Origin of the sequence: Streptomyces sp. NPDC046985 (assembly GCF_040644415.1) — a bacterium.
GTDB lineage: Bacteria > Actinomycetota > Actinomycetes > Streptomycetales > Streptomycetaceae > Streptomyces.
The window spans coordinates 32,904-46,718 of the sequence record NZ_JBEYWK010000027.1 but is presented as its reverse complement, the minus strand read 5'-3'; the positions used below and the strand labels follow the sequence as shown (position 1 = coordinate 46,718).

The window sequence follows — 13,815 nt, the reverse complement described above, 5'->3', positions numbered from 1 at the left end:
GTACGCCGTCCCCCGCCGTGGAGTCGGGCCGCTCTCCCCCCGGGTGTCGCGTCAAACCGGGGTGTCCCATCAATGTGCCTTATGGGGTCATAGGAAGGACCCGCGTGGCAACTTAGGCTTGCCTTTGTTTAGGGTTACCTCCGAGTCGTCTCTGTCACCGCTCGAAGGGAACCTGATCATGCCCCGCCCCCTGCGGGTAGCCATCATCGGTGCCGGCCCCGCCGGCATCTACGCAGCCGACGCCCTGCTCAAGTCCGGGGTGGCCGCCGAGCCGGGCGTGTCCATCGACCTCTTCGAGCGGATGCCCGCCCCGTTCGGCCTCATCCGCTACGGCGTCGCCCCCGACCATCCGCGGATCAAGGGCATCGTCACCGCCCTGCACCAGGTGCTCGACAAGCCCCAGATCCGCCTGTTCGGCAACGTCGACTATCCGAGTGACATCACCCTGGACGATCTGCGCGCCTTCTACGACGCCGTGATCTTCTCCACCGGCGCCACCGCCGACCGCGCGATGGCCTTGCCCGGCATCGGCCTGGACGGCTCGTACGGCGCCGCCGACTTCGTCTCCTGGTACGACGGACACCCCGACGTCCCGCGCACCTGGCCGCTGGAGGCCCGCAAGGTCGCCGTGCTCGGCGTCGGCAACGTGGCCCTCGACGTGGCGCGGATCCTGGCGAAGACCGCCGACGAACTGCTGCCGACCGAGATCCCGCCGAACGTGTACGAGGGCCTCCAGACCAACCAGGCGCAGGAGATCCACGTGTTCGGCCGGCGCGGTCCGGCGCAGGCGAAGTTCAGCCCGATGGAGCTGCGGGAGCTTGACCACTCCCCCACCATCGAGGTCATCGTCGACCCCGAGGACATCGACTACGACGAGGGCTCCATCGCCGCGCGGCGCGCGAACAAGCAGGCCGACATGGTCGCCAAGACGCTGGAGAACTGGGCGATCCGCGACGTGGGGAGCCGGCCGCACAAGCTGTTCCTGCACTTCTTCGAGTCCCCCGTGGAGATCCTGGGCGAGGACGGCAAGGTGGTCGGCCTGCGCACCGAGCGCACGGAACTCGACGGATCGGGGAACGTCAAGGGCGCCGGCGCCTTCACCGACTGGGACGTCACGTCCGTCTACCGCGCCGTGGGCTACCTCTCCGACCGGCTGCCGAAGCTGCCCTGGGACGTGGAGTCGGGCACGGTCCCCGACGAGGGCGGCCGGGTCATCGCGGAGAGCGGCGAACCGGTGCAGTCCGCCTACGTCACCGGCTGGATCCGGCGCGGACCGGTGGGTCTCATCGGCCACACCAAGGGCGACGCCAACGAGACGGTCGCCAACCTGCTGGACGACTTCGGCAACGACCGCCTGCACACCCCGGCGTCGCCCGCCCCGGAGGCCGTGCCCGCCTTCCTGGCCGAGCGCGGCGTCCGCTTCACCACCTGGGACGGCTGGCACCGCCTGGACGCCGCGGAGAAGGCGCTGGGCGAGCCGCAGGGCCGCGAGCGCGTGAAGATCGTCGAGCGCGAGGACATGCTCGGGGCCAGCGGCGCCTAGGGCGGTGGCCGTCGCGCGTCCGCGCCCGCACGGGGCGTGGACGCGCGACGCGTCACGCGGGCGCCCCGGCTCCACGAGCCCGCGGCCCGGCGTTCAGCGGACGAATCCGCAACGGCGCCGAACGTCAGGCGTGTTCACCGGCTGTCGGGACACCCGAACGATATGAACCGTCTGCACCGTCCCGGTCACCGGGAACGCACCGCCGAGAAGGCCGATCAGGCCGATCAGGCCGATCAGGCCGATCAGGCCGACAAGAACGCCGTGAGCCCCGACGAGGACGGCGGCCAGGCGCCGGACGCCGCGCAGGGCACTGAGCCGGAGGCGCGCCCGGACGAGCCCGGCGAGGTGCGGTTCGGGCCGGACGCGTCGGCCGAGAGCAACGCGCCGGACTCCCCCGTCGACCTTCCGGGACGCTCCTGGCTGGCGCTGCTGCGCCGGGTGGGCGCGGAGTTCCAGGACGACGAGCTGAGCGACCGTGCCGCGGCGCTGACCTACTACGGGGTGCTGGCGATGTTCCCGGCGCTGCTCGTGCTGGTGTCCCTGCTGGGCATCGCGGGCGGGTCGGCGACCCAGCAGGTGCTGGACACCATGCAGCGGCTCGCCCCGGGGTCGGCGCGGACCATCATCTCCAACGCGGTCCGGCAGTTGCAGGACAACTCCGGCGTCGGGTCCGTCCTGGCGGTGGTGGGCCTGCTGGGCGCGGTGTGGTCGGCCTCCGGGTACGTGGCCGCGTTCATCCGGGCCGCGAACGCCGTCTACGACGTCCCCGAGGGGCGGCCGGTGTGGAAGGTGCTGCCGCTGCGCGTCGCGCTGACCGTGGCCCTGATGGTGCTCGCCGCCGCCAGCGGCCTGATCGTCGTCTTCACCGGCGGCCTGGCCCGCGAGGCGGGCAGCCTGCTCGGCCTGGGCGACGCGGGCCTGACGGCGTGGTCGATCGCGAAGTGGCCCGTCCTCGTCGTCCTGGTCACGATGATGATCGCGCTGCTGTACTGGGCCACGCCCAACGCGCGGGTCCGCGGCTTCGTCTGGATCACCCCCGGCAGCGTGCTCGCCCTGCTGGTCTGGATGGCGGCCTCGGCGGGCTTCGCCTTCTACGTGGCCAACTTCGGTTCCTACAACAAGACGTACGGCACGCTGGCCGGTGTCATCGTCTTCCTCGTCTGGCTGTGGGTGACCAATCTGGCCATTCTGCTCGGGTTGGAGTTCGACGCCGAGATGGCGCGCCAGCGGGTGATCGACGGCGGTCACCCGGCGGACGAGGAGCCCTATGTGGAGCCCCGGGACACCCGTACCTGGAACGAGGCGGACCAGCGGCGCATGAGCACGGACGACTGAGAGCCCCGTACGCTCCAGCCGCCTCGCACGAACCGCGCGAACGGGCCGTGCCTCCCAGGGGAGGCACGGCCCGTTCGGCTGGAGGACCCGGCGAGCGCCGTCTCGCCGGGCGTGTCGTCACTGGTTCGCGCAGGCGTTCTCCGCGGCGGGGTTGAGCGCGCCCAGCACGCCGACCGAGTCGCCGCACAGGTTCAGGCCGAGGTCGATCGGGATCTGGACGACGTTGCCGGAGAGGACCCCGGGGCTGCCGGTGGCCACACCGCTGGCGCCAGCGTCGGCGGCGGCCGTGCCCGCGCACGTCAACAGAGCCGTACCCGCCAGCACCGCGGCGGCCGTCATGCGGATCCTCATGGAGCACTCCTGTCACTCGAAGCAGCACGTGCCCTCCACAGTGAGCGGACTCACCGGCGCGGGCCACCACGGCGCGGCCGAACGGAGGCGCCGTGTCGGCCTCGTCGGGCGTGAGGCGGGCCGAACGGGGAAGGCGGGACCGACATGCCCCGGCCAACCGTATGTGGGAGGAATGCACTGTGTCGCGAGTGCGGATCGCAACTGCCGTCGCCACGCTGGCGGTAGCACTGGGAACGGCCGGCTGCGGGGGCGCCCGCGCCGGCGACTCGAAGCCCGCGGCGAGCGGGTCTGACGCGCCGTCGGCGACGAGTGCCGCCCCTTCGGGCGCCGGCGGCGCCTCCACGACCCAAGCCGTCCAGGACGCCTACCGCAAGACGGTGGACGCGAACAGCGCGCGGATGACCGTCACCACCGAGGCGCTGACCGAGGGCAACCGGATCCAGGCGAGCGGCAGCGGAGTGATCGACCTCCACGACGGCGCCAGCCAGATGACGCTGACCTCGCAGGGCAACGCGATAGAGCAGCGAGTGGTGGACGGCATCCTGTACGAGAAGCCGTCCGCCGGTTCCGGGCGCTCCGGCCTGCTCGACGGCAAGTCGTGGATGAAGATCGACCTCGGCCGCCTGGCCCGGTCCGGCGGCGGTTCACGCGCCAGCGACCCGGCCGAGACGCTCCAGTACGTCAAGGAGGTACTGGCCCGCAACGCCAGCCGCGTCGGCCAGGAGACCGTGGACGGCACGGCCGTCACGCACTACCGGGTCTCGGTGCCCGTGACCGCTCTGGCCGGGGGCCACGGCGGATCGGCTGAGGAGCTGAAGCGGCAGTTGGGCGTGTCGTCGCTGCCGGTGGACCTGTGGCTGGACGGCGACGGCCGGCTGCGCCAGGAACGGGTGCGCCTGGTGCTCCACCCGCTGCGGCAGCGCACGCCCCAGAAGCAGGACACCGAGGTGACGAGCACCACGCTGCTGAAGTTGTCCGACTTCGGCGCCGCCGTCAACGTCACGCCGCCGTCCGCCGCGGACACCGTGGACATCACGGACAAGACCCTCCAGGTGATCAAGAGCGGACAGGACCCGACACAGGGACGCTGACCTGGCACGAAGCCCGCCGCGCGGGGCCCGGCGCTCGCATCGCTCGCGACACGCGCCCCGCCGGCGCGGCCCCCGGTCGACCGATCATGGTCCACTGCGGCGATACTGGGGTCCGCCCGCCGCCCCCGCCCGCAGATTGGCTTATGTCGAACTCGTCCTCCCCCCGTCCCGCGGCCCCGACCACGGTGTGGTCGGCGCGTGGCCGCCACTCCGGTCCCGCCGCGGCCGACGCCGTCCGTCGCCGCCTGGACCGGCTCAAGGCCGACGGCGTCCTGCACAGCCATCTCGAAGAAGGCGGCGCCGACCCCGCCCCCGAGCACGTCTTCCAGGCCCGCTGGCTGGCCGACGGCGAGGTGACGGTACGGGCGCGGCTCGCCCTCTCCCCGTACGCCGAGGACGCCGGGCGGCAGTGGGTGCTGGTCGCGGAGGCCGAGCGGCCCTGGGACCCGCGCTGGCCGTCGCCCGCGGCGATGTTCTGGCCGCAGCCGCCCGACGCCGAGTGGGATCGCGAGGCCGTCACCGGACTGCGCCTCGGCGACGCCAACGCGCTCCCGGAGGACGACAAGGAGCTGCGGCGCGTCCTGCGGCACGCGGCGCGCGACACCTGGTGCGTGCACGTCGTCGTGCACGAGGCCATGACGCCCGACGAGCGGGGCCGCCGGGCGGTGGTCCGGCTGCTTCCCGAGAGCCTGCGCCACCGGGTGGTGGAGCACCGCGCCGCGCCGCACCGGCTCCGGGCGGTCAACTGGGTGCTGGACGACTTCGGCGCCCGGGTCCCACGGGGCGGCGCCGTCGTCCTGCCCGGCGGCCTCGCGGCCGCCGGGCACGACACTCAGGACTTCGCCGTCCGCAGCGTCTTCCTGGACGGCAGCGACCCGGCGGAGCTGCTCGGTGTGATCACCCGCTGCGCCGCGCTGCCCCGGCCGCTGCCGGACGGCGCCGCCACCGCCCTGACCGCTCTGCGCGAGCAGTGGCGCCTGCTGACGCAGGAAGAGGAACTGGCCCGCGCCCGCGAGCTGGTGACCATGTACTCGGAGGCGCTGGAGGCGATGACCCGGTCCCGCGACCTGTACCGCGAGGCGGCCGAACGCGCCCACGAGGCGCTCGCCGTGTACCGCGAGGGCGGAGCGGAGGCGGCCGGTCTCCCGTCCGCGCGCAAGCCGGGCCGCCCGTCAGCCGGGTCGCCCTTGCAGCAGTTGGCCCGCGGATTCGACCGGCTCCGGGGCACGGCGCTGTCGCGGCGCCCCGGCGGCGCTCAGGCGCCGGGGCCGCGGGACGCGCTGGTGGCGCCGCCTGCCGGTCCGGCGGCGGCGCCGCTGGAACTGTCGGTGTCGCCGGAGCCGTTCGCGCCGCAGGCGCCGTCCGCGGCGGCGGAACGGTCTACGGCGGCGCGGGGTGACGGCTCTGGCAGGGCCGCCACCGTGGGCGAGGCTGCCTCGGACGAGGGCGCGTCGGACGAGGACGCCTCGGCGGCGTCTGACCTCCCCGTACGCCGGACGGGCGAGTCGCGGGACTGAGCGGTGCCGTGTCGCACGCGGCCGCACGGCAGGCTCACGCCGCGCGTCCCCGTTGCCCGTGCCCGTGCCGCACGCTCGCAGGCCGTCCCGCAGGGCGCATGCTGCCGCTTGCACGATTCTCCTCGGGCGCTGGAGAGTTGGTGTCCCCGTTCCCGCGGATGCACCGCACGGCGGCGGCCGTGGTGGGGCTGCCGGGCGGTCGTAGGCCGGGCGCACGGCGGTGCGGGGCAGAGGGGCGATGCCGCGCCCGTCCGGCGTGGGCCGCTGTCCTGAGACACCGTCCTGGGCCGCCTGGCGACACCGTACGGGCGCCCGGCAGGCGGTCTGCCGAGCGCCCTGACACGGCCGTCGGTCAGTCGACGGGCCGCGGCGCCGGATGCCGCTCGGCCATCTGCACCATCAGCAGCAGGGACAGCGCGGCCAGTGACGCCAGCGACGCGCACGCCGCGGTGAGACCGGCGCTCGTCGGCGGCGCCACCGTGATCGCCAGCGTCCGGGCCAGGCCCGCCGAGGCGAACCGGCTCTCCACGTAGCCCAGGGCCGCCAGCACGCCCGGCACCACCGCCCCCGCGACGAGCACGGCCACCCCGGCGCGCAGGGCGAGCGCGAGGGCCAGCGCTCCGCACAGGCAGGAGACGGCGAGGGCGAGTCCGTAGGCGAGGAGGGGCGCGCCCTCCCGACGCAGGGGGAAGTGCGCGGCCGCGCACACCACGAGCGCCGCCGCGGCGAGCCAGCCCGGCCAGAAGACCGGCCGCCCGAGCGGTCTGAGCGGCCCGGCCTCCGCCCCGGCCACGCAGGCGGCGGCAGCGTCGGCCTCCGTCACGTCGGTCCCGTCGGTCCCGTCGATCCGGGCCTCCGCGGCCCCGGGCGCGTCGTCCGGCGCGAGCCTCCGGCCCGAGACCGCCGTCTGGCCCGGGGCGACCGTCGGGTCCATGGCGAGCGTCTGGCCTGGGGCAGCCGCCTGGTTCGGGGCAGGCGTCCGGTCCGGGGCGACCGTCGGATCCATGGCGAGCATCTGGCCTGGGGCAGCCGCCCGGTTCGAGTCAGGCGTCCGGTCCGGGGCGACCGTCGGGTCCATGGCAAGCGTCTGGCCTGGGGCAACCGCCCGGTTCGGGGCAGGCGTCCGGTCCGGGGCGACCGTCTGCTCCAGGACAGCCGCTTGGCCCAGGGCGGGCGTCTGGTCCAGGGCGGCCTTCCTGTCCAAGACGAGCGTGTGGTCCGGCGCGGGCGTCTGGTCCGGCGCGGCGGGCTGGTCAGGCGCGGGCGTCTGGCCCAGCGCGACGGGCTGGTCCGAGGCGGGTGCCTGGTCAGGCGCGACGGGCTGGTCCAAGGCGGGTGCCTGGTCTGGTGCGGGCGCTTGGTCCCGGGCGAGTGTCCGGTCCAGGACGGCCATCTGAGGGGAGGCGGCCGCGTGCGGCGGCCCGCCGGAGGGGGCGGCGGGGACGGTCGCCGGGATCGTCGGCGCCTCCCCGGGGATCTGCGGTCCGGGAGCGGCACCGCCGGGCCGTCCGGGGTCGACGGCGAGGCGACCGATGAGCTGCTCCAGTTCCTCGGGAGTCCGTGCGGCGGTCGCCGCCCGGACCGCCGCGCGGCCGCAGTGCGGCGGCAGCGGCGCCTGGTGCAGCAGGACCAGCAGGCGTGTGACGTCCGCGACACTACGGTGCACGACGGCGGCCTTGATCGCCTCGTCCGCGCTGTCGGCGGAACGCGGCGGCCGGGTCAACTCGGCGACCAGGCGGGCGACGTCGTCCACCGGGCGGTCCAGCGCCGCCGCCCGCAGAACGCGCCCCGCGCCCCGCGCGCGCTCCGGCGACTCCTGGCGCAGGGCGATGAGCCGAACGACCTCCTCAAGGGGCAGTCGTCCGATCGCGGCCCGCTCCGGGTCGGACGCCGACTCGCCGTCCGCGCCCGTGCCGTCCATGCCCGCGGCCGGACTGACGGGCGGGGAGGCCGGGCAGACGTGGTCGGGGAGGGCGGCGGCGGTCGGCTGCGACTGCGGTGCTGAAGAGCGGGTGATCATCTGGGCTCCAGGGAAGGAGGGCGGACCGCTGCCGCGCCCCCGGAGTGCGACCCGCGACTTACCCTGACCATTACAGAAGCGGATCCCGAGGACTCGCCACCGGGGTGGGCCACAGGGGTGAGCGCACCTTTGAACGGGAAGAAGAAGGAGGAGCGGGACGTGGACTTCAGCGCCAAGACACTGCTCGTCGCCGGAGTCCTCGCCGCAGTGCTGTTCGCGGCGGCCGTCGGGCTGCTGGTACGACTGGTCCGCACTCGGAAGGACCTGCGCCGTGCCGGACTGCCCACGGGACCGCGCTGGGTCTTCTGGGGCGCCGTTGCCTACCTGGTGCTGCCGTTCGACCTGTTGCCCGACCCGGTGTACCTCGACGACATAGGCGTCCTCTTCTTCGCCCTGCGCACGCTGCAGAGCGCCGCAGGGGACGCGGGGTTGCGCCCGGCGCGCCGGCCGGGCCGCTCGGGTCTCCGCAGGCTCTCCGGCGCCGACGATGACGCACCGTAAGGAAACCAATCACCCGTTCGATTCGTATAAGTCTCGGGAACCCGAAACAAAGTCAGCGGGCCAAGCGACACCGCCAAGATGATCACCGCTTGATCGCGGCTGCACCGACAGGGGAGAGACGATGCAACCGTTCGCGCTCAACTACGCACGTCCGGCCGCGCAGTGCGAGACCGGCGCCCCGTACGTCTACGACAGCGGACTCCAGCTCAACGTGCTGCTCGACGGCCGGATCGCCGCGTGCGACATGGCGCTGCTGAGGGAGCTGGGCACCACCACGTCCACGGCGGGCTCCAAGACGCACTTCGACGACTGAGCGCGGCCGGCGTCGATGACCGTGCTGATCCTCACTGGCGAGGAGGACGTGACGGCGGACATGGTGGTGCTCCACCTGAACGCCGCTTCGGTCCCGGTGGTCCGGCTGGATCCGGCCGATCTGACCTCCGGTGTCGCCCTCTCGGGCGAGTTCGCGCACGGCTCCTTCCGCGGCCGGCTCTCCGCCGGGGGGCGGACGGTGAGCGTGAGCGACCTGCGGTCCGTCTGGGTGCGCCGTCCGGGCGTGCCCGCGGGCCGCGCCGCGCACGCCTCCGCCTGGCTCTCGCAGGAGGCCGCGCAGGCCCTCTACGGTCTGCTGCGCAGCTCGGCGGCGCGCTGGATGAACCATCCCGACGCGGCCCAGCGGGCCCGGCACAAGCCATGGCAGCTCCGGCTCGCGCAGCGCTGCGGGCTGCCGGTGCCGGCCACCCTGATCACGACTCTCCCGCAAGCGGCGCGGGAGTTCGCCGCGCGGTTTCCCGACCTGGTGGTCAAACCCGTCTCGGGCGCGCATCCGCAGGAGCCGCCGCGGGCGGTGCCGACCAGCCGCGTGGCCCCGGACGCCGACTTCACGGCGGTCGCCTTCGGCCCCACGCTGCTTCAGCGCAGGATCGCCAAGCGGGCCGACATCCGGCTGACCGCGGTCGGCGGCACGCTGCTGGCGGCTCGCAAGGCGACCCCGGCGGACGCGCATCCCGACGAGGTGGACGTGCGCTTCGCGTCGTCTGACACGCCGTGGCTGGCCGTCCCGGTCCCCCCGCGCGTCGAAGCGGCGGTGCGGGACTACCTGGTGCAGGCGGAACTGGCTTACGGCGCCTTTGACTTCGCCGAGGACGCCGACGGGACGTGGTGGTTCCTGGAGTGCAACCAGTCAGGGCAGTTCGGGTTCGTGGAGGTGGAGACGGGGCAGCCGATCGCCCGCAGCATCGCGGACTGGCTGGCCCTCCCCGCACCGGAGGATTCGGGAAGCTCTGACGACCGGCACGGCACACCGGCCTGACCAAGGACGCGCGCCCTCTCGGCACGCAGTGCCACATCGTGCCGCGGACGCTCCCTTGTCCGGGCCGTGGGCGGGAGTTCAGACGGCCAGGGACAGGCCGTTGTCGCCGTCGGCGTCCGGGGCGGCTTCCTCCGCCCGGCCCGTGGCCAGCAGCAGCAGCGCGTCCGCCTGGACGATCGCGTCGTGGATGCCGGTGGTGCCGGTCATGACGCACAGCGTGTAAGTGACGTCCTCCAACTCCCGAGCCGTCTCGGCCCGCTCCCTCTCCGCCTGCGCGATCTTCAGCGATGCGTACCGAGTCAGCAACGTCCTGACGACCTTCGGGTCCGGAACCAGCACAGAGCACCCCTCTCTCGAATTTCCCTTGCGTATGCCCCAGGCACGCCGTGCCATGCACGTGGGCCGCCCAGTAGCGTGTGATTGTCCTGATTCAGTCGTTTTTCGACCACGCGCCCACCGTGGGGCCGGCCGCCGACCACCACATGGGGCGCCCTCTCCCCGACGACCGCGCCTCCCAGCCCTGACGGACCTCGCGGCGCGGGGCGCCCCCGCGCTCGGGCGGATGGACCGTGGACGGGATGCGGCGCCGACCGGCACTGACACCGCCGCGGCCGGGCCGCGCACCATGCTCGATTCGCTGGATGACGCTCACCGGGACCTCCGCTGAACACTCGGCCGCGTGTGTCCGGGCAGCTCCCGTATACGGCTACTGAGCGCCGCAGGACCCGGCAGAGGTATACGCAATATAGGGGCTTTGGGGCTCTTCGGCCAAGACAGGGTGAGCGGTTGAGAGTATGGGCACAACAGAACGAGCTGTCATCAGCCCGACAGAGCGGACGGCTTGCGGCGAACCACGGATGACGACGGCAGACTTACACACCGGTGACGGGCCGTCAGCCGTCGTCGTCCGAGCGCTTCGCCCCTCCTCCGGCCGACCGGCGCTCCAGGGCGGGCGGCGCCGACCGGCGGCCCGTCGGTCCCGGGGCCCATGCCGTCGGCCCAGGCGCCCGAGGCGCCGGCTCAGACGCCCAGGGCGTCGGCCAGTTCGCTGGTGGCCCTGGTGATCTCCCGGTCCTGCTCCGCCAGCAGCGAGGGCAGGGCGCCGCGTCGGGCGCGCACCGCCTGCCGGGCCCGACGCTCCCACACCACGGGGTTCTCGCGGTGGTTGAGGACTTTGGGGTAGACGGCCGCGACGCTCTCCCACTGCCGGGCGCGGACGATGTTCTTCAGGAGCTGAAGGATCTGCGGACGGCAGGTCACGTGCGGCAGTTGGGCCAGCTCCCACAGGAAGGGCACCGTGGCGGCGGTCGCCTGCTCGACGACGAAGCCGTACTGGCAGATGCGGGCGCGCAGGTCCTCCAGCGCGCCGTGGGCGGTGTCGGCGTCGCCCCGGGCCACGCTGCGCAGCAACTGCGGGATGGCGGCCGCCGATCCGGTGGAGTCCCTTATGTCGCTCCAGGGCACCTGCCCCAGCGCCGACAGGGGCGCGACGGCGCCGGTCGGAGGCACGGCCTGGTCGGTGCGTGGTGCGCTCGGCTGCTCCATCGGTGCGGTGGGCATGATGTCGGGCCTTTCCGCGGCGGTCGTATGAGCGAAGGGCGTTCAGCGCGCGTGGGCGACGGCTCCGTCCGGGCCGTTCGCGCGGCCGAGACGTGCCGAACCGTTTCTGAAAGAACGTCAACCACAAGCGGTAGCAAGCCGGTTGACGCCTTGGCTATTATCCCGCTGAGGGCGTCCTCGTGCAATTGCACGCGAAATTCCGCGTGAAACTGCGCGCCAACGGGAAGGTTCCGGTCGGACGCGAACAGCTAGGAGAGTGCGGTGGCACCAGTGCGGAACGGAGTGCGGGCCAGTTCGCTGGGCGCCCGCTGGATCAAGAGCAGGCACAGCAACGCGGAGGGCAACTGCGTGGAGGTCGCCGCCCTGGCCGGCGGGGACATAGCGGTGCGCAACTCGCGCGATCCCGACGGTCCCGCTCTCGTCTACACGCCCGCCGAGGTGGCCGCGTTCCTCGCCGGCGCCAAGGACGGCGAGTTCGACCACCTGATGTGAACGGCGCCCGCGTGCGGTGAAACGAGGGGACGCGTCGGCTTGTACTGACGGGTACGTTTCGTGGCGCGACGGTGCGATAGTGTGACTGACCATCTTCCGGCCCCTGGGGAGTCACGATGTCCGCCGAGCCTCATCGCCTCTCCCGCCTCGAACCGTATCTCGACCGCGCCAAGCCCGCGCCGACGCTGCTGAAGATGCTGGTGGGCGTCCAACTGGCCGGGTTCCGCGAGGACGCCGGCCTCTCTCAGGACCAGGCGGCCCGCGAACTCGGCTTCAGCGCGGCCAAGCTGTCCCGCATCGAGTCGGGCAAGGGACGCCGTCCTCCGGCGGAGAGCGACGTCCGCGCCCTGCTGCGGATCTACGGAACCGACGCCTACGAGTCCTCGGTGCTGCTCAAACTGCTGCGGCGCGCGGGCGAGCCCGGCTGGTGGCAGCGCTACGACAAGCGGCTGATGCCCGAGTGGTTCGACCGGCTGGTCGGCCTCCAGGAGGCCGCCGCCGCGATCCGCACCTTCGAGATCCAGTACGTTCCCGGTCTGCTCCAGACGCCCGCCTACGCTCGGGCGGTGGTGGAGCGGGGACTGCCGACCGCGTCCGCCGGCGAGGTGCAGCGGCGCGTGGAACTGCGCACCCGGCGCACGGAGTTGCTGACCCGTTCCGACGCCCCGCGGCTGTGGGCGGTGCTCGACGAGTCGGTGCTGCTGCGCGTGCTCGGCAGCCGCGAGGTCATGCGGGAGCAGCTCTCCCATCTGGTCGAGACGGCCCAGCGCGGCAATGTGACCGTGCAGATCGTGCCGTTGGACGTGACGCACGCGTCCGCGCCCAACGTCCCGATCACCTATCTCCGCTTCGGCGGTCTCGACCTGCCCGACGTCGTCTACCTCGAGCACATCCGCAGCGCCAACTTCCTTGAGGACCGCGACGAGACGGAGGAGTACCGGATCGCGCTGGACCGGCTGGCCGACGAGGCGCTGACGCCCCAGAAGTCCCTGGCGCTGCTGCGCGCGACGAGGGACGGACGTTACGGGGACTGAGCGGTCACGCGCTACGGGGCTTGAGCGGTCACGCGGCGCGCACGCGGCCGACGGCGCACCGGCCGCGAAGCGCACCGCCCGAACGGCCGAGCACGCCGACCCACCGCGAAGCACCCCGGCCGACCGTGAAGAGGAACGCCCCTGCCGACCGTCTCAGCCGGTCCGCAGGGGCGTCGCCGTCTCCGGTGCGCCTCGCCTAACGCAGCAGGCCGAGACCGCCGAACTCCACCCACTCATGCGTGAGCTGACGGGGCGCCACCTCGGTGTCGGGCCGCCAGGTGGACACCTCCACCAGGCCCGGATCCAGGATCTCCAGCCCCTCGAACCACTCGGCGACGTCCTTCTCCTGCCGCACGCGACCCCAGTGGCCCTGGGTGGCCTGGTCCATGAAGCCGGTGACGAAGTCGCGGACTTCGGGGTCCTCGCTGACCAGTTGGCACATCAGCATGATGCTGCCGGGGGCGAGTCGCTCCCGGACCCGCTCGACCACGGCGAGCGGACCGTCGGAGTCGCTGTCCGGGATGCAGTGGAACACGGAGTTGAACAGCACGGCCACCGGCTGGGACAAGTCGATCAGACGCTGGGTGTCGGGGTGCGAGAAGATCTCGTCCGTGCCGCGCATGTCGGCGTGGATGACCGCGGTGCGCTCGTCCTGCTGGAGCAGCGCCCTGCCGTGCACCAGAACCATCGGGTCGTTGTCCACGTAGATCACGCGGCTGTCCGGGTCGACGCGCTGGGCGACCTGGTGGACGTTGTCCAGGGTGGGCAGACCTGATCCGTGGTCGAGGAACTGGCGGATGCCGTGACGCTCGGCCATCACCCGGACCGCCCGCTGGAGGAAGCGCCGGTTGTTCAGGGCGAGTCGGCGGGTGCTGGGGACGACCTCGTCCAGTGCCTCGCACGCCGCGCGGTCCGCGGCGTAGTTGTCCTTGCCGCCCAGATAGTGGTCGTACATGCGCGCGGCGGTGGGCACGTTCTCGTCGATCGTCGTGGACAACTGGTTCTCCGCAGGCATCGCTCCCCCAGAATCGCCGAATCCGCCGCGCCACCGGGACGGGC

The 13,815-nt window shown here is 73.0% G+C and carries 14 protein-coding genes; 9 read left to right on the top strand and 5 right to left on the bottom strand.

Annotated elements, in window-relative coordinates; translation table 11 throughout:
• The first annotated feature begins 178 nt into the window (after positions 1 to 178).
• Entirely contained in the window at positions 179 to 1,543 is a 1,365-nt protein-coding gene (locus tag ABZ861_RS28520) for an FAD-dependent oxidoreductase (protein WP_361635899.1), read from the top strand.
• A gap of 162 nt (positions 1,544 to 1,705) precedes the next feature.
• Positions 1,706 to 2,878 (top strand): YihY/virulence factor BrkB family protein, encoded by a 1,173-nt coding sequence (locus tag ABZ861_RS28515; protein ID WP_361635896.1) that lies wholly within the window; start codon positions 1,706 to 1,708, stop codon positions 2,876 to 2,878.
• Positions 2,879 to 2,995: 117 nt separating this feature from the next.
• Here ABZ861_RS28515 and ABZ861_RS28510 read toward each other — a convergent pair whose 3' ends face one another.
• Positions 2,996 to 3,229 (bottom strand): chaplin, encoded by a 234-nt coding sequence (locus tag ABZ861_RS28510; protein WP_361635894.1) that lies wholly within the window; start codon positions 3,227 to 3,229, stop codon positions 2,996 to 2,998.
• A gap of 188 nt (positions 3,230 to 3,417) precedes the next feature.
• Between ABZ861_RS28510 and ABZ861_RS28505 the strand changes: the two genes are divergently transcribed.
• Together ABZ861_RS28505 and ABZ861_RS28500 are read left to right on the top strand one after the other, a co-directional pair.
• A complete protein-coding gene (locus tag ABZ861_RS28505; protein ID WP_361635891.1) occupies positions 3,418 to 4,320 on the top strand; it encodes a hypothetical protein in 903 nt (300 codons plus the stop codon).
• Between the two features lie 143 nt (positions 4,321 to 4,463).
• Entirely contained in the window at positions 4,464 to 5,837 is a 1,374-nt protein-coding gene (locus tag ABZ861_RS28500; RefSeq protein WP_361635888.1) for a hypothetical protein, read from the top strand.
• A gap of 352 nt (positions 5,838 to 6,189) precedes the next feature.
• On the opposite strand, the gene ABZ861_RS28495 is transcribed toward ABZ861_RS28500, so the two are convergent.
• Complete coding sequence (locus ABZ861_RS28495) at positions 6,190 to 7,857, bottom strand: hypothetical protein (protein WP_361635885.1); 1,668 nt, start codon at positions 7,855 to 7,857, stop codon at positions 6,190 to 6,192.
• 159 nt (positions 7,858 to 8,016) lie between these two features.
• On the opposite strand from ABZ861_RS28495, the gene ABZ861_RS28490 reads away from it, so the two are divergent.
• From ABZ861_RS28490 to tgmB, 3 genes are all read left to right on the top strand, one after another.
• Complete coding sequence (locus ABZ861_RS28490; protein WP_361635983.1) at positions 8,017 to 8,358, top strand: YkvA family protein; 342 nt, start codon at positions 8,017 to 8,019, stop codon at positions 8,356 to 8,358.
• A 121-nt stretch (positions 8,359 to 8,479) separates the two neighbouring features.
• Complete coding sequence (gene tgmA, locus ABZ861_RS28485) at positions 8,480 to 8,671, top strand: putative ATP-grasp-modified RiPP (protein ID WP_361635882.1); 192 nt, start codon at positions 8,480 to 8,482, stop codon at positions 8,669 to 8,671.
• Between the two features lie 15 nt (positions 8,672 to 8,686).
• Complete coding sequence (tgmB, locus tag ABZ861_RS28480; protein WP_361635879.1) at positions 8,687 to 9,670, top strand: ATP-grasp ribosomal peptide maturase; 984 nt, start codon at positions 8,687 to 8,689, stop codon at positions 9,668 to 9,670.
• Positions 9,671 to 9,748: 78 nt separating this feature from the next.
• Here the strand turns inward: tgmB and ABZ861_RS28475 are convergent, their stop codons facing one another.
• Both ABZ861_RS28475 and ABZ861_RS28470 read right to left on the bottom strand, forming a co-directional pair.
• Positions 9,749 to 10,009: a DUF5133 domain-containing protein gene (locus tag ABZ861_RS28475; RefSeq protein WP_361635877.1), complete on the bottom strand. Its 261-nt coding sequence runs from the start codon at positions 10,007 to 10,009 to the stop codon at positions 9,749 to 9,751.
• A gap of 681 nt (positions 10,010 to 10,690) precedes the next feature.
• Positions 10,691 to 11,230: a hypothetical protein gene (locus tag ABZ861_RS28470; protein ID WP_361635874.1), complete on the bottom strand. Its 540-nt coding sequence runs from the start codon at positions 11,228 to 11,230 to the stop codon at positions 10,691 to 10,693.
• Between the two features lie 261 nt (positions 11,231 to 11,491).
• On the opposite strand from ABZ861_RS28470, the gene ABZ861_RS28465 reads away from it, so the two are divergent.
• Both ABZ861_RS28465 and ABZ861_RS28460 read left to right on the top strand, forming a co-directional pair.
• Entirely contained in the window at positions 11,492 to 11,722 is a 231-nt protein-coding gene (locus ABZ861_RS28465) for a DUF397 domain-containing protein (RefSeq protein WP_361635871.1), read from the top strand.
• Between the two features lie 116 nt (positions 11,723 to 11,838).
• On the top strand, positions 11,839 to 12,756 hold the full coding sequence (locus ABZ861_RS28460) for a helix-turn-helix transcriptional regulator (protein WP_361635868.1): 918 nt from the start codon (positions 11,839 to 11,841) through the stop codon (positions 12,754 to 12,756).
• Positions 12,757 to 12,952: 196 nt separating this feature from the next.
• On the opposite strand, the gene ABZ861_RS28455 is transcribed toward ABZ861_RS28460, so the two are convergent.
• The gene (locus tag ABZ861_RS28455; protein ID WP_361635866.1) at positions 12,953 to 13,771 is read right to left on the bottom strand and encodes an SAM-dependent methyltransferase; all 819 of its coding nucleotides are present in this window, start codon (positions 13,769 to 13,771) and stop codon (positions 12,953 to 12,955) included.
• Between the last annotated feature and the right edge of the window lie 44 nt (positions 13,772 to 13,815).